Origin of the sequence: Pseudomonas sp. 18173 (genome assembly GCF_050432945.1) — a bacterium.
Taxonomy (GTDB): domain Bacteria; phylum Pseudomonadota; class Gammaproteobacteria; order Pseudomonadales; family Pseudomonadaceae; genus Aquipseudomonas.
Genome location: NZ_JBKFTN010000020.1, coordinates 1 through 20,692, shown reverse-complemented (window position 1 = coordinate 20,692; position 20,692 = coordinate 1). Strand labels below are relative to the sequence as shown.

Sequence of the window (20,692 nt, the reverse complement as noted above, 5' to 3'; positions counted from 1 at the left end):
CGCATCACGATCGGGGGTCAAACGCGTCGCGCAGTGCTTCGCCAATGAACACCAGTAAAGAAAGAATCAGCGCCAGGGTGAAGAACGCCGTCAGGCCCAGCCATGGCGCTTGCAGGTTTTGCTTGCCCTGGCCGATCAATTCACCCAGGGAAGCGCTGCCGGCCGGCATGCCGAAGCCGAGGAAGTCCAGCGCCGTCAGGGTTGAAATCGCCCCGGTGAGAATGAACGGCAAGTAGCTCAGGGTCGCATTCATGGCGTTGGGCAGAATGTGCCGCACGATGACTTTGCGGTCGGTCAGGCCCAACGCGCGCGCGGCCTTGACGTATTCCAGGTTGCGTCCGCGCAGGAACTCGGCGCGCACCACGTCCACCAGGGCCAGCCATGAAAACAGCGCCATGATGCCCAGCAGCCACCAGAAATTCGGCTCGACGAAGCCCGACAGGATGATCAGCAGGTACAGCACCGGCAACCCGGACCACACCTCCAGCAGGCGCTGGCCGAGCAAGTCCACCCAGCCGCCGTAATAGCCTTGCAGTGCCCCGGCTGCGATACCGATCAGGGCACTGACAAATGTCAGCATCAAGGCAAACAGGATCGACACCCGGGCACCGAAGATCACCCGGGCCAGCACGTCCCGCGACTGGTCGTCGGTGCCCAGCCAGTTGACGCTGGTGGGCGGGCTGGGGGCGGGCTTGTTCAGGTCATAGTTGGGCGTGTCATCGCTGAACGGAATCGGCGGAAACAGCAGCCAGCCACCGTCCTTCTTGATCAGCTTCTGCACGTAGTCGCTGCGGTAGTCGGCCTGAAACGGCAGTTGTCCGCCGAACTCCTGTTCGGTGTAGCGCTTGAAGACCGGGAAGTACCACTGGCCTTGATAGCTGACCACCAGCGGTTTGTCGTTGGCGATCAGTTCGCCGCCCAGGGTCATCAGGAACAGGCCGACAAACAGCCAGAGCGACCACCAGCCCCGACGGTTTTTCTTGAAGCGCTCGAAGCGCCGACGCGCCAGCGGTGAAAGCTTGAGCATCAGGCGTTCCTCGCGGCAAAGTCGATGCGCGGATCGACCAGGGTGTAGCAGAGGTCGCCGACCAGTTTTATCAAAAGACCGAACAGGGTGAAGATGAACAACGAGCCGAACACCACCGGGTAGTCCCGTGATACCGCCGCTTCGTAGCTCATGCGGCCCAGGCCGTCGAGGGAGAAGATCACTTCGATCAGCAGGGAGCCGGCAAAAAATACACTGATGAACGCCTGGGGAATGCCCGACACCACCAGCAGCATGGCGTTGCGGAATACGTGTCCATAGAGCACCCGGCGTTCACTCAAGCCCTTGGCCCGGGCGGTGACCACGTACTGGCGGGTGATTTCGTTGAGGAACGAGTTCTTGGTGAGGATGGTCAGTGTGGCGAAACCGCCGATCACCAGCGCGGTCACCGGCAACACCAGATGCCAGAAATAGTCGGCGACTTTGCCAACGGTCGACAGCGATTCGAAGTTGTCCGAGACCAGCCCGCGGACCGGAAACCAGTTCAGCGAAGTGCCACCGGCAAAGACCACGATCAGGAACATCGCAAACAGGAACGCCGGCATGGCATAGCCGATGATGATCGCAGTGCTGCTCCAGATGTCGAAATGGCTGCCATGGTGTACGGCCTTGCGGATGCCCAGGGGAATCGACACCAGATAGGTGATCAGCGTCGCCCAGAGCCCGAGGGAAATGGTCACGGGCATTTTTTCGAGGATCAGGTCGGTGACGGTGGCGCCGCGGAAGAAACTCTTGCCGAAGTCCAGGCGCGCGTAGCTGGTGAGCATCAGCCAGAGGCGTTCGTGTGCCGGCTTGTCGAAGCCGTACTGTTTTTCAATGTCCTTGATCAGTTGTGGGTCGAGCCCGCGACTGGCCCGGGACTTGCCGCTCATGGATTCGCCGGAACCGCCGCCGACCGTGGCGCCGCCAATGCCTTGCAGGTGCGCGATGGCCTGTTCGACCGGCCCGCCCGGCGCAGCCTGGACGATGACGAAGTTGACCAGGAGAATGATCACCAGCGTCGGAATGATCAGCAGCAGGCGCCGCAATATGTATGCCCACATCAGTGCGGCCCTCCGGGTCTGCCACGGCTGATACGCTCGGCAGTCATCTGCTGGTTGGTCAATGGCGTGGTGCTCATTTCCCACCAGCTTTCGATGGCTTCGTCATTGCTCGCTTGCACGTTCGGGATGCCGAAGCGGTTCCACCACACTGTAGAGGTTCCCGGCGGGTAGTAGTTGGGAATCCAGTAGTAATTCCATTGCAGTACCCGGTCCAGGGCATGGGCGTAATGCAGCATGTCGGCCTGGGTATTGGCGCGGATCAGTCCGGTGATCAGGGTGTCCACTGCCGGGTTCTGCAACACCATGTAATTGTTGGATCCCGGGTCGGTGGCCGCCGCCGAACCGAAATAATTGAGCAGTTCGTTTCCCGGGGAAGTGGTGACCGGGTAGCCGGTGACGATCATGTCGTAGTCGCGGCTCATCAGGCGATTGACGTATTGGGACGAGTCGATGCGGCGGATGTTCAGGTCGATGCCGATCTGTTTCAACGTGCGTTTATAGGGCAACAGCAGGCGGTCCATGCCGTTCTGGCTGACCAGGAACGTAAAGCTCAGCGGCTCGCCATCGGCATTGACCAGTTGGTCGCCGTCGGGTTTCCAGCCGGCCTGTTCAAGCAGGTCCAGGGCCTGCAACTGCTTGTCGCGAATCACGCCGCTGCCATCGGTCTTCGGCGCCTCGAACACCTTGGTGAAGACTTCGTCGGGAATCTGCCCGCGCAGCGGCTCCAGAATTGCCAGCTCACCCGCATCCGGCAGTTTCCGGGCCGCGAGATCGGTATTGGAGAAAAAGCTCTGCTGGCGGATGTACATGTCGCGCATCATCTGCCGGTTGCTCCACTCGAAGTCCCACAGCATGACCAGTGCCTGGCGCACGCGACGGTCCTGAAACATGGGCCTTTGCAGATTGAACACAAAACCCTGGGCCGGTTGCGGCGCCTCGGTGGCGAGGTGGGCCTTTTGCAGGCGACCGTCGCTCAGGGCCGGGCTGTCGTAGCCGATGGAATAGCCGGTGGCGGAAAACTCGCGATTGTAGTCATAGGCGCCGCCGCGCAGGACCTGGCGCGCCACGTCGGTGTCGCCGAAGTACTCGATGCTGAAATGATCGAAGTTGTACAGGCCACGGCTGACCGGCAGGTCCTTGCCCCACCAGTCTGGATTGCGCTCGAACGTGATGCTGCGCCCGGAGTCGATCTTGCCGACCTTATAGGGACCGCTGCCCAACGGCGCTTCATAACCGCCACCACTGGCGAAATCGCGGGTTTTCCACCAGTGTTCGGGAAACACCGGCAAGGTCGCGATATCCAGTGGCAGGGTACGATTTTCGTTGTTCTTGAAATCAAAGCGGATGGTCAGTGGCGACTCCACCTCGACGCCTTTGACGTCGGCGAACTGGGTGCGATAACGCAGGCTGCCCTGGGTCATCAGCAGGTCAAAGGTGTAGCGCACGTCTTCGGCGGTAATCGGTTTGCCATCGGCAAAGCGTGCCTTGGGGTTGAGGTAAAAGCGCAGCGACAGGCCGTCCCCGGAACGCTCCATCTTCTCGGCCACCAGGCCGTACACGGTGTACGGCTCGTCCAGCGAACGCTGGGCCAGCGGCGAATAGAGCAAACCGTCGATCTGAGTGACGCCGATGCCTTTGTCGATGTAAGGCAAGACATGGTCGAACTGGCCGATTTCGATCGCCGAGCGTCGCATCGTGCCGCCCTTGGGGGCCTGCGGGTTGGTGTAGGCGAAATGACTGAAGCCGGCAGGGTATTTTGCCGGTTCGCCATACACGGTCATTGCCGGTTGCGGTGCCGCATTCACACCCGCGGCACCCGACAGCAGGGCGACGGTCGTGAACAACAAGGTAGGGAAAGCCAGTCGCATTGTCAGCCTTAGAGCCGGGTGGTCGTTAACCACAATTTGTACGCTAGCGGCGCGTCCCTCGCCAGCCGAATTACGTGTCGCAAACACAACGGCCCACCAAAAGGCGGGCCGTTGTGTGAATGGCGCAAGCGTCGATCAGTCCTGACGGCTGGTCACTTCCAGCAGGTGGTAACCGAACTGGGTCTTGACCGGGCCCTGGACCACGTTGATCGGCGCGCTGAAGACCACGGTGTCGAACTCCTTGACCATCTGGCCCGGACCGAACGAACCCAGGTCACCGCCCTGGCGGCTGGAAGGGCAGGTGGAGTTTGCCTTGGCAACCTCGGCGAAATCGGCGCCGGCCTCGATTTGAGCCTTGAGTTCGTTGCACTTGGCTTCCGAGGCAACAAGGATGTGACGGGCAGTGGCTTTAGCCATGGGAAAATACTCCTTTCAATACTCGATAAAGTGCTGAGCCTACCGGATTCAGTGAGCTATTTCTTCTCAAAGTTCCTTCCACGGCGGGTGGCGCCTCAAAGGCCGGCGTCTTTCAAGCGCTCGGCATGCTCGACATAGAGTTCAATCGGGTCAGTACCTGTGCGCAACTGGCCGGTCGGCTGGCCAATGGTGTCCAGATGATCCAGCGCATAGTCGGAGCGGATAACCGTGCCCAGGTGGGAACTGAAGCGACCGACCAGGCCGTCGTTCTGATCGCCTTCCGTGACGAAATAGCCGGAAAGGGCCCGGCAGAACGCATGGAGCGGATCGAGCGCATTGAACCCTTCTTGAAGAATATTCGACTGCAGCACGCCGCTCCACGAGTAGTAATGAACGCCGTTGACCCGTTCGCCCCCCTCGCCACCCCAGGTGGTGGGCAGTCCTTGCGGGTATTTGTCGTTGAATGCGCCTACGCCTTCGGTGGTCAGCGCATTGAGGGCCGCAATGGCGCTCTGAGGTCGGTACTGGTTGTCGCTTAATGTCGTGAGGAAGTCGGCAAAGAGAGTCACCACCGTCTCTGCCACGTGCTCCGGCAGGGAGCCGGGTGTCAAAGCCTTGCGCAGGAAGTCGGCCAGTTCCGAGCCATGATTCGGCCCGCTGACGGAAGTCACCGACGCCACATGGTGTGGCGCAATCGCAGCGGCATAACGTGCGGTCAGTGCGCCCTGGCTATGGCCTATGAGGTTGACTTTGCGCGCACCGGTTCCTTCCAGTACCCGCTCAATCTGCTTGAGCAATTGATCACCGCGTACCTCGTTGTCATGGGTGGCTGACAAGTGGGGAACGAACACCCTGGCTCCGGCGTTCCTCAGCGCCTGCCTGACGTCGTGAAAGAGCTCGAACTTGCCAATTCTTTCGAAACCGAAAAGGCCGTGGACCAGCAGTATTGGATAACAGGTGCTTGCATTCCTTTGCATGTTCATACCTTTACGCAGAAGTTCATTGGGACTGCATGGCGCTTCACTCTAAAACACTCGAGGTTGGCGAGGCGTATGAAAAGTCCGCCGCTGATTGCGGAAAGCGGAATAGAACAGATGCGAATGCTCATGAGTTGCTGTGGCTTTAGTCGGAATAGTTTGACGACTTTTCGCGTCAATCAGCTTGCGGTTGAGTAAAGACCTACTTCGCATGCATCGATTTTCCGAGCGAACCAGAGTGAGGGGCCGACATAACGGCGGCCTGCCGTGAGGTTAAATGGTCGCCATCCAATGCCGGCCAACCGTTCGGTGTTTATTCCAGGGACAGGAGCGAATGAATGACTGTTTACGAACCCGACACCTTGAGTCTTGCGCAGCAACCCCTGCCACCTCCCATGCTTGAACAGGCGGAAAACGGCGTTCTGAACCCCTCTGACAGAAAAGCCATCATCCGGGTTCGGCCTTATCCAGGCATGACCTGTGGCGACAAACTGCTATTGAATTGGCTGGGGCTGGATGCCGATGGCGTTGCCTGCAATCTTCAGTTGGCGCGTTATGTCAGTGAGGACCGGGTTGGCGAGGACGTCATCTTCACCGTGGGCAGCGCACATATCGCGGCGCTTGACGGTGGTTCACTCGAAATCGGCTACTCACTCATGAGCGCCTGTTTTGCCGACCCCGTGTTTTCCCGGTGTTTGCAACTGAGTGTAGGCGATGTGCAGTCCGACCTGTTGCCGGTGACGGTGAACGATACGGTGGGTAGAACGCTTGATCCGGATCGGGTGAAAGAGGGGGCAATCGTAACGATCAAGCCTTATGCGCGAATGGCGGCGGGCGACTGCGTGTTGCTGACCTGGGCAGGCGTTTCGATCGAAGGAAGTTTCAGCGACGCACTCAAGGTCGAGTCCTTTTCCGTGGGGGACGAACTGTCGTTTTGGGTCAGCCCGGAGTGCATTGCGCCCAACCTGGGTTCCTCCGTTTCCGTCGATTACTGCGTCAAGCGGGCAGGGCATGGTCCCCGTTACTCTGAAGTAACGGCACTGATGATTGGCAGGTTCGAACGGATGCCGCTATCAGCTCCCATTGTGCTGGAAGCAGACGAAGGGTGGGTGGATCTGCATGATGCGCAGGATGGCGTGACCGTTGTCATCGAAAACGCCAGGGCAGAAAGAGGGGAGTTGGTTTACCTGAAATGCGAGGGGGAGAAGGTCAATCACCGTGACGACCGTGAAATAACCGCAGACACCGCCGGTGAACCCTTGGTGTTCATCGTTCCCTGCCATTTCTGGAGCGGCCATCGGGATGCTGTGATCCGTGTTTCCTATTCAATCGAGCGCCTTGACGATACATGTCAGCAATCCGCGGTGACCCTGGTTCGAGTGCAGTCCCTGATGGGTGATTGATTGCCATTTGCCCTCCAGTCTTCCCGTGAAGGCCGGAGGGCGGACGGATGATGCCGACTATTGGGCGTTGCCTTGCGTTCGCAGCCGATCTGCCGCTTCAAGCAACAGTTGTTCTGTCCCGGACCAGCCGAGGCAGCCATCGGTCACTGACACACCGTATTGCAATGTCGGGCTCAACGGCTGGCAACCCTCGAACAAATGACTCTCGATCATCATGCCGATCAGCGAACGGTCTCCTTGCAGGCGTTGTTCAAGTACATCGTTGAACACGGCCGGCTGGCGCAGCGGGTCTTTGCCGCTGTTGGCGTGACTGCAATCGACCATGATTCGAGCCGGAATCCTGAGCCTGGCCAGGTCACTGTTCACCTGCGCGACGCTGGCCCTGTCATGGTTCGGCCCGCGATGACCACCGCGCAATACCAGGTGAGTGTCCGCATTGCCTGGTGTTTGAATGATCGCCGGGTGTCCCTGGCTATCAATACCGAAATGACGATGGGGATGGGCCGCGGAGCGCATGGCATCGCTGGCGACAGCGACACCACCGTCAGTGCCGTTCTTGAACCCTACGGGCATGCCCAGGCCGCTGGCCATTTCCCGATGGATCTGTGACTCCGTTGTCCGGGCGCCAATCGCCACCCAGCTCAACAGATCATCGAAGTAGCCGGTCGCCATCGGTTGCAGCAGTTCAGTGGCCACGGGCAGGCCCAGGTGGAGCATTTCACGCATCAGCTCGCGGGACAGCGTCAGGCCTGCGGCCATGTCATCGCTGCCATCCAGGTGCGGGTCGTAGGCCAGGCCTTTCCAGCCAACCGTGGTGCGGGGTTTTTCGACGTAGGCACGCATCACCAACAGCATCTGGTCGCTGACTTCGGCGGCGAGGCGGGCAAGGTTGCCGGCGTATTCGAGGGCTGATTTCGGATCGTGTATCGAGCATGGGCCGACGATGACCAGCAGACGGGAATCTTCACCGTTGAGGATCGCGCGAACCGCTTGGCGGTGGGCGGCGACTTGCCGGGTCAGGACGTTGCCGAGGGGCAATTGCTGTTTGAGTTGCAATGAGCTGGGCAGGCGCAGGGTCAGCGCTTCATTGGCAGGGCTCAAGGTGGACAGTGGCAGTGCAGAGACGGACGAGTTCATATTCAAGGTTTCCTGGGCGGGTGGCGGGTTCATGCCCGCGCGCGCGGCCCTACTGGGGTGTTCGACAATTGGCCAAATTGGCTGCGTGTATAGGCTTGCCACCTGTGGGTGACCGATCGGAGGCGGCAGGCTGTCCCGAGCGGAGGGTGGTAAATCGCCAGGCGGTAAAACTGTCGTAACGGTAATAAGTGGCGTAGTTCATGTTTTGAATCCTCTGAATGTCTGGTGTGTCGCTAAAAGTGTTGGGCCTGAAAAAACGAAACCCCCGGTCGGGAGGCCGACCGGGGGTTGAGAATTCTCTGGTGGCGACCCGTTTGAAGTGGGCGCCGTGTGGGTATCAGGCGCGCCAGTGGCTAAACCAATACCCAAAATAAAAGCTGACCGGAGCACAACCGTTGTCGTTCACCCGGGCAGCCGCAACCGAGCGCAGGGCGCTGGCGGTACGAAGCTGTGAAAGGGTGTTGAACATGGTCTGTCTCCGATGGATGGTCCGAGCTTACTAGAGGCCGGTAGGCAGATTCAATCAGAAAATGCTATCGGCCAACGATGGCGCTTTCTATCGCTTGAGTGCCCCGAAGGTTGTGACACACTCTGCACCTCAACAACAAACATATCGTCACAAGGATGCACCATGACGGCACTGATCCTCGCTGTGGAGCTGCAATGATGGATCGCCATTGGCGTCCGGCAACACCCGATGACCTTGCGTTCGCCCGCGAACTGACCTGTAGAAGCATGCTGCATTACTACATCGAACATGATCTTTTATGGCAGGACGAAGCGTTCGACGTGGCCTGGGCAGGACGCGACAACCGATTGATTGCCAGGGGCGACAACGTCCTGGGTTATGTCAGTCTGAGTCGCGATGCCAGGGCCTTGTATATCCGCGAATTGCATATCGTCGAAGCGTTTCGTGGGCAGGGCACGGGATCCTGGACGATCGATCAGGTACTGGCGCTTGCGCGCAAGGAACGGCGCCCGGCGTTACGCCTGACGGTTTTCGATAACAACCCGGCGCAAGCGCTGTACGAGCGCAAGGGATTGAAGGTGGTGGGCAAGGACGAATGTTTCCTGAGGATGCAGCTGGATATTCCAGGCCGGCATTGCTGAAACACGCTTGCGACAAGCCTTTCAAGATGAATTGAAACCTTTAATCCGACGCTTTCCGCTAGGTCTGCCAGATGCTTTTTGCTAAGGTGTCTGGCAACCCAATAAGACCATATCGCGAGGTGTCTGCTTGATTAGGGTGCTAGTAGTCGATGACCATGATCTCGTTCGTACAGGCATTACACGAATGCTGGCTGACATCGATGGCCTGCAAGTAGTCGGCCAGGCCGAGTCAGGTGAGGAATCCCTGCTCAAGGCGCGTGAGCTGAAGCCCGATGTGGTGTTGATGGACGTCAAGATGCCGGGTATCGGCGGTCTTGAAGCCACCCGCAAACTGCTGCGCAGCCATCCGGATATCAAGGTCGTCGCGGTGACCGTGTGTGAAGAGGACCCGTTTCCTACGCGGCTGTTGCAAGCCGGCGCGGCAGGGTACCTGACCAAAGGGGCAGGCTTGCCGGAAATGGTCCAGGCCATCCGCCTGGTGTTCGCCGGGCAACGTTACATCAGCCCGCAAATTGCCCAGCAGCTGGCGATCAAGTCCTTCCAGCCCACCAACGATTCGCCCTTCGATGCATTGTCGGAGCGGGAAATCCAGATCGCGCTGATGATCGTCGGTTGCCAGAAAGTACAGATCATTTCCGACAAATTGTGCCTGTCTCCGAAAACCGTGAACACCTACCGTTACCGCATCTTCGAAAAGCTTTCGATCAGCAGTGATGTCGAGTTGACGCTGTTGGCGGTTCGACATGGCATGGTCGACGCCAGCCTCTGAAAATGAACGACACCTTTGATCCGAGCGCCTTTCTGTCGACCGTTAGCGGTCGCCCCGGCGTGTACCGCATGTTCGACAGCGAAGCGCGGTTGCTCTACGTCGGCAAGGCGAAAAACCTCAAGAATCGCCTGTCGAGTTACTTTCGCAAGACCGGGCTTGCCCCCAAGACCGCCGCACTGGTAGCGCGGATCGCCCAGGTCGAAACCACGATCACGGCCAACGAAACCGAAGCCCTGTTGCTTGAGCAGACGCTGATCAAGGAATGGCGCCCGCCCTACAACATCCTGCTGCGCGACGATAAATCCTACCCCTACGTCTATCTATCCGACGGAGAGTTTCCGCGCCTGAGCATTCACCGCGGCGCGAAAAAGGCCAAGGGCAAGTATTTCGGTCCTTACCCGAGCGCCGGTGCGATCCGCGAAAGCCTGAGCCTGCTGCAAAAGACGTTTTTCGTTCGGCAATGCGAAGACAGTTACTACAAGAACCGTACCCGTCCTTGCCTGCAATACCAGATCAAGCGCTGCAAGGCGCCCTGCGTCGGGCTGGTGGAGCCCCGGGTGTACGCCGAAGATGTGCGCCACTCGGTGATGTTTCTTGAGGGGCGCAGCAATGCCCTGACTGACGAGTTGTCCGCCGGGATGGAAGAGGCGGCGATCAATCTCGAGTTCGAACGAGCAGCCGAGTTGCGCGACCAGATTGCGTTGCTGCGCCGGGTCCAGGATCAACAGAGCATGGAAGGCGGGACCGGAGACGTCGACGTGATTGCCGCCTTCGTCAACCCGGGCGGTGCCTGTGTTCATTTGATCAGCGTGCGGGGCGGGCGGGTACTGGGCAGCAAGAACTTCTTCCCCCAGGTTGGTATTGAAGAAGACGTTTCCGAAGTCATGGCCGCGTTTCTTGGCCAGTACTTCATCAGCAGTCCTGAGCGCGACTTGCCGAGCGAACTGATCGTCAATGTGGTTCACGATGACTTTCCGACACTGATCGCCGCCATCGACGAGCTGCGCGGTCGTGAACTGACCATCAGCCATCGCGTGCGTGGTACGCGGGCGCGCTGGCAGCAATTGGCGGTGACCAATGCCGAGCAGGCACTCAGTGCGCGCCTGGCGAATCGTCAGCACATTACCGCCCGCTTCGATGCGCTGGCAGAGGTGCTGAAGCTGGATGAGCCGCCGCAGCGCCTCGAGTGCTACGACATCAGTCATTCCAGTGGCGAGGCGACAGTGGCTTCCTGCGTGGTCTTCGGCCCCGAAGGCCCGATCAAGGCCGATTACCGCCGGTACAACATCGAGGGCGTTACCGCTGGCGATGATTACGCGGCGATGCATCAGGCGTTGACCCGACGCTTCAGCAAACTGAAGGACGGGGAGGGCAAGTTGCCGGATATCCTCCTGGTGGATGGCGGTAAAGGCCAGTTGTCCATGGCCCGCGACGTGCTCGATGAGTTGGCCGTACCCGATCTGATTCTGCTGGGCGTGGCAAAAGGCGCAACGCGCAAGGCCGGATTCGAAACCCTGTACCTGAACGATGCTGCACATGAGTTCACGTTGCGCGGCGATTCTCCCGCGTTGCACCTGATCCAGCAGATTCGCGACGAAGCCCACCGATTCGCCATTACCGGCCACCGCGCCCGGCGTGGAAAAACCCGTCGGACGTCTACACTGGAAGGCGTCGCCGGCGTCGGACCAACACGTCGGCGGGACTTGTTGAAACATTTTGGTGGATTGCAGGAGCTGTCTCGTGCAAGCATCGAAGAAATTGCCAAAGCCCCCGGGATCAGTAAAAAGCTCGCAGAGTTGATTTATGCAAATCTGCACAGCGAGTAGAATGCCCCCTCACCTCGTAGCCAGTTGTGCCGATGAATATCCCTAATCTGATTACCGTTCTACGCGTTCTGCTCATACCGATCTTCATTCTGCTGTTCTACCTGCCTTACCAGTGGAGCTACCTGGCATCCGCCTCGGTCTTCGCATTCGCTGCCGCCACCGACTGGCTGGACGGGTACCTGGCCCGCCGCCTGGAACAAAGCACACCGTTCGGGGCTTTTCTCGATCCGGTTGCCGACAAGCTGATGGTGGCGGTTGCACTGGTACTGCTGGTGCAGGAACACGGAAACCTGTGGCTCACATTGCCTGCTGCCGTGATCATCGGTCGCGAGATCGTCGTCTCGGCACTGCGCGAATGGATGGCCGAACTGGGCGCTCGTGCCCATGTCGCCGTATCGAACCTGGGCAAATGGAAAACCGCCGCGCAAATGCTGGCGCTGGTGATCCTGCTGGCCAATCCCAAGGATTTCAGTTTCTGGGTCTTGCTGGGCTACACCTTGCTGATGGTGTCGGCTGGCCTGACTTTGTGGTCGATGGTCCAGTACTTGCGGGCTGCCTGGCCACATCTGAAGACCGACGTTGAAAAGAAATAAAACTTTTTTGAATCAAAGGGTTGACGGGGCTTCTGGATTCTATAGAATGCGCCACACCAAGACGCGGGAATAGCTCAGTTGGTAGAGCACGACCTTGCCAAGGTCGGGGTCGCGAGTTCGAGTCTCGTTTCCCGCTCCAAGTTTGTACACATTTGATGTCGCGCTACTAGAGATCAAATGTTTTGAGGCCGAGTAGCAAAATGGTTATGCAGCGGATTGCAAATCCGCCTACGCCGGTTCGATTCCGACCTCGGCCTCCACTAATAAACAAGCTCCGTAGATCTATGATTTACGGAGCTTTTTTATTTGCACTAGCCTGCAAGATTTAGTCTTGAAAAGGGTATTTGCGAACTTGCTTCACCGGGGCGGGATGTATATATTTCCACCTCTGCTGCACAGGCGTCAGAACTGCCAGATCGTTATTTGGCAAAACCTGAACGCTTCACCGCGCTACCGCCCGAATGGCGAAACTGGTAGACGCATGGGACTTAAAATCCCCCGCTCGTAAGGGCGTGCCGGTTCGATTCCGGCTTCGGGCACCATATAAATCAAGGGCTTGCGAGCGAAAGCTAGGCAAGCCCTTGTTCGTTTCTGGTCCGCAATTATTGAATTGGTCCGCAATTCACTTGGTTGGTGAGACTTTCTTCCCCTTACGGTTTCGGATGTACTGCTCAGTCATTACGACGGTCGTATGCCCAAGTTGATCCCTGGCCTGCAAAATGTCGCCGCTTGATTCGGCCTTGTCGGTGCCAGCTTTAGCGCGTAAGTCGCGCATTTGGAACTCGGACTTTGCGACCCCTGCCGCCTCTCTGGCTAAGTCAAATCTTCCCCGCAACATTGCCACCGACATTGGTGTGCCATCCTCTGTAACGATCAGCCGCGTCGAGCGGACCTTGTGTCCTGACTTCCGGGACATAATTCGATCAATCAAAACCTTCAACTCACCAGTGATTTCAATTCGCCTCTTGGCGTTTGTCTTGCCCTGGAGGACCCATATCAGCCCTTCGCGGACGTCTCGCTCATCCATCAATCGTGTGTCGGTCACCCGTTGACCAGTCAAATAAGCAAGGTCCATCGCATCCCGAAGACCCACATCTGCTTTCTCGTACACGCGCTTGAACAGTGCATCCTCGATATAGATGTCCCGCCCCGTCTCTTTGTTGCCCTTTATCCCGGCGCAAGGATTAGCGAGTGCGGTATAGCCAATATCACGGGCGAAGTTCCAGATTGCACTGAGCAGGGCCTTCTCCCTGTTGGCGCGCACCGGAGCGGCCTTACGCCAGGTCAGGTACTGGCGGACGTGCAGCGGCTGGATTGTTTCGAGCGGGGCCGGAGGGTCGTCGAAAAATGACATCAGGTTTTTTAACTCCCTGACGTTGTCCTTTTGTGTTGCTGGTTTCTTTGACGGCACCACGTCGACTAAGTACTTCTCGGCCACGTAGCGGAAGGTAATCACCTTGGCCACCAGGTCGGTAGCGGTGCGATCACGCTCGAGTTTCGCGTACTCCATAATCGCCAGGCCGTAGTCGCTGCCCAACGGAATCTCTTTGCGGTCCTTGCCGCCGGTGTCGTAATAATAGAAAACCCGGCCGCTGGCTTTCTTGCGCTCTCTAAACCGGGCAATTGATCCGGGTTTGCTTGGTCGTCGTCCCATGTCAGCTAGCCTTGCGTGGTTTCCATACGGGTTTCTCCGGCTCAAGCATACCGACCGCCGTCACAGCCAACGCCGTAACACTTGGCCAGCCATTCACCTTAATGGTGTGCCTGACGCCGTTCTTCTTCAGGTTAAGGATCTGGCCTGCCTTGGTCCGCGCGCCGGTAAGCTCGCAGACCTCCGTGTGGGAAAGAAATTGGATGTTCATGAGCGTCTCCATGCCGGGTGTGGCGGCAGAAGGTGGGTGAGTGGAGGTGGCATTTCGTTTGCTGAAGGCGCCAGGTTGGAGATTGTCGCGCTGTTGCTAATCAGCGTTTTGCGGGTCCGGGTGAAACCGAGTGGATCGATTTTCTGTGGGCATGGGGATGTCCTTCGCCGGTGATCAGCTACAGTTGATGGCTCACTGATATGGAGATCGGATATGAAATGCTTAATCTGTCAGGCTGCCGCCAGGATTGTTCACGCGCTTGGAGACTGGTCAGAGGTCAAATGCTCAGCTGGTTGTGGACACTTCAGGGTTTCAGCGAATCTTGTTGCGAAGATGAAGTTCAAGAACGAGTTTTTTGATGTTGAACGAACAAGGCGATGGCTTGATATGTCCCGGAATGAGGAGCCTGTGCCATTGATATCGACCTACGATTACAGCGTTTCCTTACTGCATCGGAATGCAGAAGAGAGATCTACCAGCCTGCGGAATCGTTCTAGAAAGTCGGTAACTTCAGATTAGATAGAAGTTCTTGCTTCGATCTAGCGTAGTGCATGCTGCACGGCGGTGTTGACCGGCTTCATCACCGTCGTGCACTCATCCTATGGCGGCGCGAAAGGTTTGGTTTTCTGTGGGCATGGGGCGTCCTATGCCGGGGTGGTTGTGGATTGGGTTGTGTAAGAAGGAACCGGACTTTTTATAATCGAAAACTTGTCTAGAGTCTTAGCGATCTATGTGCCATCATCGGTGCCACATTAAATTCAACAGTCAGCAAGGACTCAGTCGTGGCCAAAGGAAGTATTGTTAGCTCAGATGCAAGCGATGATAACCCCTCGACATCAATTACTTGCGGGCTTGTCATGCCCATTTCTACTATTGATGGTTGTTCTGCGGAACACTGGCTTGAAGTAAAGAATATTATTGTTGAATCAATATCCTCTATTGATAGCTATAAAATAGAAGTAAAGTTGGTTAGTGAGCAGGATGATGTAGGAGTTATTCAGAAAAGAATTGTTCAGAATATATACTCTTCTGATGTAGTTGTTTGCGATGTTAGTTGCAAAAACCCGAATGTGATGTTTGAGTTGGGGATGCGACTTGCGTTTGATAAGCCAACAGTAATTATTAAAGATGATAAAACTGATTACTCCTTTGATACCGGAGTTATTGAGCATCTTAGCTATCCTAGAGATCTTCGGTTCAGTAAGGTCATGGCCTTCAAAGTGGCGCTAGCTGAAAAAGTTGTCGCTACCCATAAGGCTGGATTGGCAGGTGGTGATACCTCATTTCTAAAGAGTTTCGGTACTTTTTCTGTTTCGTCACTCGAACAAAAAGTTGGCAGTCCTGATCAAGTTATTTTGGAAATGCTGCAGGATCTTTCGGCTGACGTTGCTCGTATAAAAAGATCTACCTACTCTAAAGAAAAGATGATGATAACCTCGCCTCTCCGGAGAACGATTAGAAATGAGATTAATAAAATAGCTAGTGATCACCCTGCTTCTATTAACGCTGAGTTAATAGGGAATTTATCGTTTTATGATCATGTGCTTTCGTCAATTGGATATGGTGATGCAAGTAATAAGGAGAACTTATACCGTGTAATCGCTGATGAACTAACCGATATTGTTTTTTAGATGGTTGTTCAGTTGTTTTGCGCGGTCAGTGCTGAAGTCGTGGCGCTCGCCCAGCACTTGGAGTGCTTCGGCCAGCGCCTTCGACACAATTAGCGACCGTTTCTCGGCGCCGATCCGGTCCAGCAAGGCTTTCTCCTTGGCGCGCTTGTTCCGCTGAATATCCGCGTTGCTCTTGGCCATAGCCCGTCTCTTCAATTCTTTGGGCTGGTAGATCTAGCCATGTCTGTCGTCGGCGCTGGCGCACCAGGTTGCTTATTCGTCTCATGCTGCCCTCTGTTGACTCCAGACACCCACGGCGTCGAACACCCGTGCGGCCTGCTCTTCAGTCAGCGATATCTCGGCGGGGATGGCGATCCAGCCCGAAGCAACCCGATGATTCGGATTGCTCTCGGTGACCAAGTCTTTGTAGGTTTCCTCGATCACGTCTTCGAGGTGCGCGGCCAGATAGTTGCCTTGGGGAGCAACCTCTACTGATTTAGTGTAGCGGTGCCCTCGTTGATCGCGGCACTGGACGCTGAGATAGATCGTCCAGCGGTGCGCAAAGTCGCAGACTGCTTCAGCCATTCGCTGTCCTGGCGGGATGCTCGTGCAGCTCTTCCTGTTGATCAACCCTTGGCGTCCGCTGGGATCGATGTGGACCACCGCGACGTGATTGGCATTGAGCAGTGCCCGGCTCGCTCGCTCTAACCGGGTACGCATGTTATTGGGCTTTCGCTTTTTCATAGCGTCACCGCAATCTGTCGATTGGCTTTTGCTTCGAACTGCATGGCAAGGTCGTGAGCAGCCTTGTAGTCGTCACGGAAGGCTCGAGTCTTGCCGGTGGTGAGGTCTTTAATCTGGTACATGCCGAAGCTTCCGCCGGCGACTTGGTAGCGCACCGGTTTGGCTCGGGCTCGTCGATCAATACGACTGTAGAACCCGGAGCAGGCGGCCTTTGTTCGTTGCAGTAGCACACCGACTTCATCGATGCGCTCTAGAAATGATGGATGCATGGTTGATCCCTCGGAATAGGTTAGGTGTATTCATCAGCACTCCGACCACCTGCTGGTGGCCATTGGGCAGGGAAGGGGGACTGATTGATAAATTGCAGGCGTAAAAAAGCCCGATCGGAACCGGGCCATTGTTTGCATCACGAAGACTTGTCTAAGTGATTGCAGGTGTTGCCATCGAGGGAGTCGACAAACCCGCCTGGATGCGCTGCGTGATTTCTTCTCGATTTACCAGGACATCTTTTGGGGCGCTTGTTCCGATACGTACCTGTTTGCCGCTAACACCCAACACTGTGATCGTGATGTCGTTGCCTATGTTGATGCTTTCGCCTTCTTTGCGAGTCAAAATCAGCATTGTCCATTTCCTTGCGTGAGTTAGTTTCCCAATGCCGCCTTGTAAGAAGCGGCATCAGTGAAACGTCACTGCATTACGCGGATTTCGTTACGAGGGATCCACGCACCGTTAACCAGAACCATGCAGCCAACAAAGGCGGCGTAGCGGGTCTCTCGGTCAGTCTGGAAGCCGTAGTAGTAGCAAGTGGCCCGAGAGGCTACGTTGCTCAGTAACATGCAGCCGACGATCAGTGCCAGCAGGATCAGCAGAACCTTTGTCGCGTACTTCACGCCTCGATACCGTAGTCAGCCAGGCGCAGACCGAAGTGCATGCCTATTTCCTTCAGCACCACCAGCTCTGCTGGCTCGATCTGACCATCAGCCTGGGCAACGGCAAGAATGTTAACGAAGGCTTCCTCTGCGTCGGCTGGAACGTTTTTGATGTCGGCCAGTTCCCGCTTGATCGCCAGTCGACCTACTTGGAAGTTGGCGTTCAACTGACCTGTAAAACGATTGATGGTTTCGGTGATCTCGCTGCCGAAGTGCGTCAAATTCGGGTTGGAGCGAATCAACTCATCCAGTTTGCAAACCTCGCTGTCTTCAATCTCACCATCAGCCGCAGCGACCAATAGACCGCCACCGACAATGGCCTGCATCAAGTCGCGGTTGACGACCTTCTTCATTTCAGCCTGGGCGTTGCCGACTTGTTTTCCGAAGAGTTTTTTCATTCCGAGCATGGTGTTTCCTCATACGGGGGAGGGGGTTTCCCACATAGCCCTGCTGCCAAGGCTATGAAGTGAAATCTGATTGGGCTGTCAGCGGGACTCAGATACGGCGCACTTAGGTGGGGGTCGCCCACGCCTAGTGCGTTTGTCTTTTTGCAGCTGACAGCTTTGAATCGATTGGGTTGTTAAAGAGCGGCGGGTGACCCCGTATTGCCGCTGTGATTCACTGCGACGGCTAGATATTGCCGCCGGGGATATTTAAAGTCAATGCCGCCGGAGATATATTTCCGATCTATGAAAAAAACCTGTGCTGGACGGGCTTGCTTTGGGTTAGATATTTGCGGGGAGGTCCCAGGAGATGCGCGCGGCGCAGTCATCTTCTCGATGCACTAGTACGTGCTCGGTTTCTGCTATCTCTTCAAGGAGCCGTTTCCAGTCCTCAAGGCATTCATCTGCTTCCTTGCAAATGACTGCCGTTTTTCGTTTTTGGGCGCCGGGGGCGCTGATGATTTTTTGGATGCGGAATCCAAGAAGCTCAAACGAATTTGGCGGTGTTGGTTTGTTTTTTGGCTTTGCCATAGCACTGCTCCTTTTATGTATGGATACACAGTGAATGGCTTGAACCCTAAGCGCTAAAGATTAACGATTAAAAACAATTATTTAACAGAGAAAAGCCCGCAATTTGCGGGCTTCAGGAGGGAGGTGTCCAAGGGAGTTAGAGACAAACCGAAGGGCTCAAATTTAGATTCTGCCCAGCACCTTGCTGGGGGCAAGAATTGCCCCTACGTAATGGATTTTCTCGATATCAACCCGAGCGACTGTCAGCCGCTCGCCGTAAGCCGAGTTGATCGACATGAGGCTGACCTCTTCTTCGGTCTCGAAGAGAAGTTCTTTAACCATGCTTTGTCCATCAACGGTGGTGACCATCACATACTCACCCGGCACTAGGCGGTGATTGGGTTCGCAGACAGCGACCCACCCGCTACGGATTGCTGGTGCCATTGAGTCCCCCTTGAGCCGAAGTGCGTAGGCGTCCTCATCTCTGGAGTAGGTCTCAACCCAGCCAGCTGCCTGGTCAAGGCTTGTCCAATATCCCTCACTGCCGAGCTGTGCGGTGCCTTCGATATTGATTCTGCGAGGTGAGGAATAGATGGGGGGGCCCGCCTCGACATTAGATTCGAAGCTGGACTGCGCCATTTTCGCAATCTCATCAGCCAGTCGAGGGCTGAATGACTCCACGGGCTTGGAAATCAATCCGGCAATTGCGCTAGCGACTTTCGCATTCAGTGCGTTGTAGCCGTTCAGGTACGAACTGACGGAGCCCTGATTTATGCCTAAGGCATCTGCGATCTTTCCCTGAGTCAGGGCGTCACGCCGCGACTTGCCTGTGTTGAAGGCATCCACAGCCGCTTTGAGTGCCAAGCACTCTTCTTTTTCCCAGTCTTCGAGTTCGCGTTTTTTCATTCCACGATTATTCCTAGCGGCGATATTTAATCAAATGCCGCCGGGCTTGATAAATTAAATTCCGCCGGAGATACTTGCTGGGTGTTTGATAAAGGAGATCGGCGAGATGAGTCGAAAAAGTCTGGATGAGTTTGCTCGTGCACGCGGGCAAACCAACGCAGCAAATCTGCTTGGGATGTCCCAAGGGTCGCTCAACAAAGCTTTGCAGGTTGGCCGTGACATTTTTGTTACTGAGCACGCAGATGGCTCTTTCACAGCTGAAGAGCTCAGACCATTCCCGGTCCAAAGTGCAAAAAGGTCGCGTCGCCGGATGCTGTCCACTTCATGAGCAAACTTTGAGCGCAACGGCGCCGAGAGAAAACTAGACGATGAAATTGCCAGTACTAGATACCCGCCGCAAAGCAGTCATTGCCGCTGCCAATGCATTTCCCGGCGGACTTGCATACGCCTCTGACTTCCTGGGTGAGGTGAATCTCAAGCGCTTCAAGAACCGGATTTACGAGTCGGCAGGGGTCAAGCCCCTCACTGACGATGAGATCTGCACGCTTGAGACTGAAGCGAAAACTACGTTCTTACCGGACTACATCTGCGCCATGTATGGCGGTGTGTTTGTTCGCCTGCCTGAGGTTGCCGATCTGGACAACGTCGACATCCACCGACGCTCTTTGCGTGCCTCTGTGAAACGCGGCCGGGTTGACCAGCTTCTCGCCATGGCACTGGATGACGGCGAGATTTCTGGCGCGGAAGCGGCAGATATTTTGGCCGGGCATGCCAAGTACTTGGCTGCGCGACACGAGGAGGTGATCGCACAGATTGAATTGTACAAGTCGAATGGCCCCGCCCGCATCCCAAGCGGGAAGGGTTGATATGCAGTTCACCATCACGATCAACCAAGTGAAAGCGCTTGAGTGGGGATTGAACTCACAGCAGGCGCTGCTGTTTTCCTTTGTCTACGAGTGTCCTAGCTGGGCAAGGCCAATCAAGACCGATAACGGGATTTTCTTTGCCCTGAGCAAGGCAAAGATCGTGGAGGAATTGCCCTTGCTCACTGACAAACCAGACACCGCGTACCGGCTTCTCAAAGGGCTCGAGACCGCCGGGCTGATCGAGCTGTCCCACACTTCCAACATCAGTTTGTTTCGTTTGACCGAAAAGGCCAAAGAGTGGAATCGCAAGTTGGATGGGTCGGAAAAATATCCGACCTCTGAGGCGATTGAGGCTCGGAAAAAAGTCCGATCTACCTCGGAAAAATCTCCGAGCAAGGTCGGAAAAATATCCGAACAGGGTCGGAAAAAAATCCGAGGAGGGTCGGAAAAATTTCCGACAAATCAGGGTACCAGTAATCAGGTTACCAATCAGGTAACCAGTAATCAGGAGAAGCAGGGCGCTAACGCGCCAGGAAAATTGCCAAAGTTTGACCCGTTGTTGGCCAAGCCGAAAAACGTCAGCGTCGAGGTTTGGTCCGACTGGTGCCAGCACCGCAAGGAAATCCACAAACCC

Annotated in this window: 25 protein-coding genes, 3 tRNA genes and 1 pseudogene; 12 read left to right on the top strand and 17 right to left on the bottom strand. The window is 56.3% G+C overall.

Annotated elements, in window-relative coordinates; translation table 11 throughout:
• Positions 1–4: 4 nt before the first annotated feature.
• The 5 genes from ACLD1X_RS21265 to ACLD1X_RS21245 all read right to left on the bottom strand — a co-directional run bounded on the left by ACLD1X_RS21265 (position 5) and on the right by ACLD1X_RS21245 (position 5,350).
• Entirely contained in the window at positions 5–1,027 is a 1,023-nt protein-coding gene (locus tag ACLD1X_RS21265) for an ABC transporter permease (protein WP_429370982.1), read from the bottom strand.
• Positions 1,027–2,088 (bottom strand): microcin C ABC transporter permease YejB, encoded by a 1,062-nt coding sequence (locus ACLD1X_RS21260; protein WP_085717658.1) that lies wholly within the window; start codon positions 2,086–2,088, stop codon positions 1,027–1,029. Before ACLD1X_RS21260 ends, ACLD1X_RS21265 begins: the two co-directional genes overlap by 1 nt.
• The gene (locus ACLD1X_RS21255; RefSeq protein ID WP_429370980.1) at positions 2,088–3,956 is read right to left on the bottom strand and encodes an extracellular solute-binding protein; all 1,869 of its coding nucleotides are present in this window, start codon (positions 3,954–3,956) and stop codon (positions 2,088–2,090) included. The genes ACLD1X_RS21260 and ACLD1X_RS21255 overlap by 1 nt, the downstream gene beginning before the upstream one ends.
• A gap of 135 nt (positions 3,957–4,091) precedes the next feature.
• Positions 4,092–4,373, bottom strand: coding sequence for a peptidylprolyl isomerase (locus ACLD1X_RS21250; RefSeq protein ID WP_007984657.1), 282 nt, complete (start codon positions 4,371–4,373; stop codon positions 4,092–4,094).
• 95 nt (positions 4,374–4,468) lie between these two features.
• On the bottom strand, positions 4,469–5,350 hold the full coding sequence (locus ACLD1X_RS21245; protein WP_429370977.1) for an esterase/lipase family protein: 882 nt from the start codon (positions 5,348–5,350) through the stop codon (positions 4,469–4,471).
• 338 nt (positions 5,351–5,688) lie between these two features.
• On the opposite strand from ACLD1X_RS21245, the gene ACLD1X_RS21240 reads away from it, so the two are divergent.
• On the top strand, positions 5,689–6,753 hold the full coding sequence (locus ACLD1X_RS21240; RefSeq protein WP_429370975.1) for a hypothetical protein: 1,065 nt from the start codon (positions 5,689–5,691) through the stop codon (positions 6,751–6,753).
• A 57-nt stretch (positions 6,754–6,810) separates the two neighbouring features.
• On the opposite strand, the gene ACLD1X_RS21235 is transcribed toward ACLD1X_RS21240, so the two are convergent.
• Together ACLD1X_RS21235 and ACLD1X_RS21230 are read right to left on the bottom strand one after the other, a co-directional pair.
• Positions 6,811–7,890: a 3-deoxy-7-phosphoheptulonate synthase gene (locus tag ACLD1X_RS21235; protein ID WP_429370973.1), complete on the bottom strand. Its 1,080-nt coding sequence runs from the start codon at positions 7,888–7,890 to the stop codon at positions 6,811–6,813.
• 337 nt (positions 7,891–8,227) lie between these two features.
• Positions 8,228–8,359, bottom strand: a complete 132-nt coding sequence (locus tag ACLD1X_RS21230) for a hypothetical protein (RefSeq protein WP_429370971.1) — start codon at positions 8,357–8,359, stop codon at positions 8,228–8,230.
• A gap of 197 nt (positions 8,360–8,556) precedes the next feature.
• Here ACLD1X_RS21230 and ACLD1X_RS21225 point away from each other — a divergent pair, with 197 nt between their 5' ends.
• The 7 genes from ACLD1X_RS21225 to ACLD1X_RS21195 all read left to right on the top strand — a co-directional run bounded on the left by ACLD1X_RS21225 (position 8,557) and on the right by ACLD1X_RS21195 (position 12,730).
• Positions 8,557–9,000, top strand: coding sequence for a GNAT family N-acetyltransferase (locus ACLD1X_RS21225; protein ID WP_429371140.1), 444 nt, complete (start codon positions 8,557–8,559; stop codon positions 8,998–9,000).
• Between the two features lie 127 nt (positions 9,001–9,127).
• Complete coding sequence (gene gacA / locus ACLD1X_RS21220; RefSeq protein ID WP_008015884.1) at positions 9,128–9,769, top strand: response regulator transcription factor GacA; 642 nt, start codon at positions 9,128–9,130, stop codon at positions 9,767–9,769.
• 2 nt (positions 9,770–9,771) lie between these two features.
• Entirely contained in the window at positions 9,772–11,595 is a 1,824-nt protein-coding gene (gene uvrC, locus ACLD1X_RS21215; RefSeq protein WP_429370968.1) for an excinuclease ABC subunit UvrC, read from the top strand.
• Between the two features lie 32 nt (positions 11,596–11,627).
• A complete protein-coding gene (gene pgsA, locus ACLD1X_RS21210) occupies positions 11,628–12,188 on the top strand; it encodes a CDP-diacylglycerol--glycerol-3-phosphate 3-phosphatidyltransferase (protein ID WP_007992985.1) in 561 nt (186 codons plus the stop codon).
• Between the two features lie 63 nt (positions 12,189–12,251).
• Positions 12,252–12,327 (top strand) — tRNA-Gly (locus ACLD1X_RS21205).
• Between the two features lie 47 nt (positions 12,328–12,374).
• Positions 12,375–12,448, top strand: a tRNA-Cys gene (locus tag ACLD1X_RS21200).
• Positions 12,449–12,643: 195 nt separating this feature from the next.
• A tRNA-Leu gene (locus ACLD1X_RS21195) sits at positions 12,644–12,730 on the top strand.
• Positions 12,731–12,810: 80 nt separating this feature from the next.
• On the opposite strand, the gene ACLD1X_RS21190 is transcribed toward ACLD1X_RS21195, so the two are convergent.
• Both ACLD1X_RS21190 and ACLD1X_RS21185 read right to left on the bottom strand, forming a co-directional pair.
• A complete protein-coding gene (locus ACLD1X_RS21190; RefSeq protein WP_413424870.1) occupies positions 12,811–13,842 on the bottom strand; it encodes a site-specific integrase in 1,032 nt (343 codons plus the stop codon).
• A gap of 1 nt (position 13,843) precedes the next feature.
• Entirely contained in the window at positions 13,844–14,050 is a 207-nt protein-coding gene (locus ACLD1X_RS21185) for a DUF4224 domain-containing protein (RefSeq protein ID WP_429370965.1), read from the bottom strand.
• A 782-nt stretch (positions 14,051–14,832) separates the two neighbouring features.
• On the opposite strand from ACLD1X_RS21185, the gene ACLD1X_RS21180 reads away from it, so the two are divergent.
• Positions 14,833–15,681 (top strand): hypothetical protein, encoded by an 849-nt coding sequence (locus ACLD1X_RS21180; protein ID WP_429370963.1) that lies wholly within the window; start codon positions 14,833–14,835, stop codon positions 15,679–15,681.
• On the opposite strand, the gene ACLD1X_RS21175 is transcribed toward ACLD1X_RS21180, so the two are convergent.
• The 8 genes from ACLD1X_RS21175 to ACLD1X_RS21140 all read right to left on the bottom strand — a co-directional run bounded on the left by ACLD1X_RS21175 (position 15,661) and on the right by ACLD1X_RS21140 (position 19,192).
• On the bottom strand, positions 15,661–15,861 hold the full coding sequence (locus tag ACLD1X_RS21175) for a hypothetical protein (RefSeq protein WP_429370961.1): 201 nt from the start codon (positions 15,859–15,861) through the stop codon (positions 15,661–15,663). The genes ACLD1X_RS21180 and ACLD1X_RS21175 overlap by 21 nt on opposite strands.
• An 81-nt stretch (positions 15,862–15,942) precedes the next feature.
• Positions 15,943–16,404 carry a hypothetical protein gene (locus tag ACLD1X_RS21170; RefSeq protein ID WP_429370959.1) on the bottom strand — a complete coding sequence of 154 codons (462 nt, stop codon included), beginning with the start codon at positions 16,402–16,404 and terminating at the stop codon, positions 15,943–15,945.
• On the bottom strand, positions 16,401–16,673 hold the full coding sequence (locus tag ACLD1X_RS21165) for a hypothetical protein (RefSeq protein WP_429370957.1): 273 nt from the start codon (positions 16,671–16,673) through the stop codon (positions 16,401–16,403). The genes ACLD1X_RS21170 and ACLD1X_RS21165 overlap by 4 nt, the downstream gene beginning before the upstream one ends.
• Before the next feature lie 151 nt (positions 16,674–16,824).
• Positions 16,825–17,025 carry a carbon storage regulator CsrA gene (csrA, locus tag ACLD1X_RS21160; protein ID WP_429370955.1) on the bottom strand — a complete coding sequence of 67 codons (201 nt, stop codon included), beginning with the start codon at positions 17,023–17,025 and terminating at the stop codon, positions 16,825–16,827.
• A gap of 65 nt (positions 17,026–17,090) precedes the next feature.
• Complete coding sequence (locus ACLD1X_RS21155; RefSeq protein ID WP_429370953.1) at positions 17,091–17,294, bottom strand: hypothetical protein; 204 nt, start codon at positions 17,292–17,294, stop codon at positions 17,091–17,093.
• A complete protein-coding gene (locus ACLD1X_RS21150) occupies positions 17,291–17,740 on the bottom strand; it encodes a tellurite resistance TerB family protein (RefSeq protein WP_429370951.1) in 450 nt (149 codons plus the stop codon). The genes ACLD1X_RS21155 and ACLD1X_RS21150 overlap by 4 nt, the downstream gene beginning before the upstream one ends.
• 318 nt (positions 17,741–18,058) lie before the next feature.
• The gene (locus ACLD1X_RS21145) at positions 18,059–18,307 is read right to left on the bottom strand and encodes a DUF1654 domain-containing protein (protein ID WP_429370949.1); all 249 of its coding nucleotides are present in this window, start codon (positions 18,305–18,307) and stop codon (positions 18,059–18,061) included.
• Between the two features lie 162 nt (positions 18,308–18,469).
• Positions 18,470–19,192 (bottom strand): LexA family transcriptional regulator, encoded by a 723-nt coding sequence (locus ACLD1X_RS21140; protein WP_429370947.1) that lies wholly within the window; start codon positions 19,190–19,192, stop codon positions 18,470–18,472.
• Positions 19,193–19,298: 106 nt separating this feature from the next.
• On the opposite strand from ACLD1X_RS21140, the gene ACLD1X_RS21135 reads away from it, so the two are divergent.
• From ACLD1X_RS21135 to ACLD1X_RS21125, 3 genes and pseudogenes are all read left to right on the top strand, one after another.
• Positions 19,299–19,520: a Cro/CI family transcriptional regulator gene (locus tag ACLD1X_RS21135; RefSeq protein WP_429370945.1), complete on the top strand. Its 222-nt coding sequence runs from the start codon at positions 19,299–19,301 to the stop codon at positions 19,518–19,520.
• Between the two features lie 40 nt (positions 19,521–19,560).
• Complete coding sequence (locus ACLD1X_RS21130) at positions 19,561–20,058, top strand: YmfL family putative regulatory protein (RefSeq protein ID WP_429370943.1); 498 nt, start codon at positions 19,561–19,563, stop codon at positions 20,056–20,058.
• Position 20,059: 1 nt separating this feature from the next.
• A pseudogene (locus ACLD1X_RS21125) lies at positions 20,060–20,692 on the top strand (phage replication protein); the annotation flags it as partial.

What these genes read in the sequence shown, in the direction of transcription:
- ACLD1X_RS21265 (WP_429370982.1), bottom strand. Translation starts at nt 1,027, where the DNA reads ATGCTCAAGCTTTCACCGCTGGCGCGTCGGCGCTTCGAGCGCTTCAAG.
- ACLD1X_RS21260 (WP_085717658.1), bottom strand. Translation starts at nt 2,088, where the DNA reads ATGTGGGCATACATATTGCGGCGCCTGCTGCTGATCATTCCGACGCTG.
- ACLD1X_RS21255 (WP_429370980.1), bottom strand. Translation starts at nt 3,956, where the DNA reads ATGCGACTGGCTTTCCCTACCTTGTTGTTCACGACCGTCGCCCTGCTG.
- ACLD1X_RS21250 (WP_007984657.1), bottom strand. Translation starts at nt 4,373, where the DNA reads ATGGCTAAAGCCACTGCCCGTCACATCCTTGTTGCCTCGGAAGCCAAG.
- ACLD1X_RS21245 (WP_429370977.1), bottom strand. Translation starts at nt 5,350, where the DNA reads ATGCAAAGGAATGCAAGCACCTGTTATCCAATACTGCTGGTCCACGGC.
- ACLD1X_RS21240 (WP_429370975.1), top strand. Translation starts at nt 5,689, where the DNA reads ATGACTGTTTACGAACCCGACACCTTGAGTCTTGCGCAGCAACCCCTG.
- ACLD1X_RS21235 (WP_429370973.1), bottom strand. Translation starts at nt 7,890, where the DNA reads ATGAACTCGTCCGTCTCTGCACTGCCACTGTCCACCTTGAGCCCTGCC.
- ACLD1X_RS21230 (WP_429370971.1), bottom strand. Translation starts at nt 8,359, where the DNA reads ATGTTCAACACCCTTTCACAGCTTCGTACCGCCAGCGCCCTGCGCTCG.
- ACLD1X_RS21225 (WP_429371140.1), top strand. Translation starts at nt 8,557, where the DNA reads ATGGATCGCCATTGGCGTCCGGCAACACCCGATGACCTTGCGTTCGCC.
- uvrC (WP_429370968.1), top strand. Translation starts at nt 9,772, where the DNA reads ATGAACGACACCTTTGATCCGAGCGCCTTTCTGTCGACCGTTAGCGGT.
- pgsA (WP_007992985.1), top strand. Translation starts at nt 11,628, where the DNA reads ATGAATATCCCTAATCTGATTACCGTTCTACGCGTTCTGCTCATACCG.
- ACLD1X_RS21190 (WP_413424870.1), bottom strand. Translation starts at nt 13,842, where the DNA reads ATGGGACGACGACCAAGCAAACCCGGATCAATTGCCCGGTTTAGAGAG.
- ACLD1X_RS21185 (WP_429370965.1), bottom strand. Translation starts at nt 14,050, where the DNA reads ATGAACATCCAATTTCTTTCCCACACGGAGGTCTGCGAGCTTACCGGC.
- ACLD1X_RS21175 (WP_429370961.1), bottom strand. Translation starts at nt 15,861, where the DNA reads ATGGCCAAGAGCAACGCGGATATTCAGCGGAACAAGCGCGCCAAGGAG.
- ACLD1X_RS21170 (WP_429370959.1), bottom strand. Translation starts at nt 16,404, where the DNA reads ATGAAAAAGCGAAAGCCCAATAACATGCGTACCCGGTTAGAGCGAGCG.
- ACLD1X_RS21165 (WP_429370957.1), bottom strand. Translation starts at nt 16,673, where the DNA reads ATGCATCCATCATTTCTAGAGCGCATCGATGAAGTCGGTGTGCTACTG.
- csrA (WP_429370955.1), bottom strand. Translation starts at nt 17,025, where the DNA reads ATGCTGATTTTGACTCGCAAAGAAGGCGAAAGCATCAACATAGGCAAC.
- ACLD1X_RS21150 (WP_429370951.1), bottom strand. Translation starts at nt 17,740, where the DNA reads ATGCTCGGAATGAAAAAACTCTTCGGAAAACAAGTCGGCAACGCCCAG.
- ACLD1X_RS21145 (WP_429370949.1), bottom strand. Translation starts at nt 18,307, where the DNA reads ATGGCAAAGCCAAAAAACAAACCAACACCGCCAAATTCGTTTGAGCTT.
- ACLD1X_RS21140 (WP_429370947.1), bottom strand. Translation starts at nt 19,192, where the DNA reads ATGAAAAAACGCGAACTCGAAGACTGGGAAAAAGAAGAGTGCTTGGCA.
- ACLD1X_RS21135 (WP_429370945.1), top strand. Translation starts at nt 19,299, where the DNA reads ATGAGTCGAAAAAGTCTGGATGAGTTTGCTCGTGCACGCGGGCAAACC.
- ACLD1X_RS21130 (WP_429370943.1), top strand. Translation starts at nt 19,561, where the DNA reads ATGAAATTGCCAGTACTAGATACCCGCCGCAAAGCAGTCATTGCCGCT.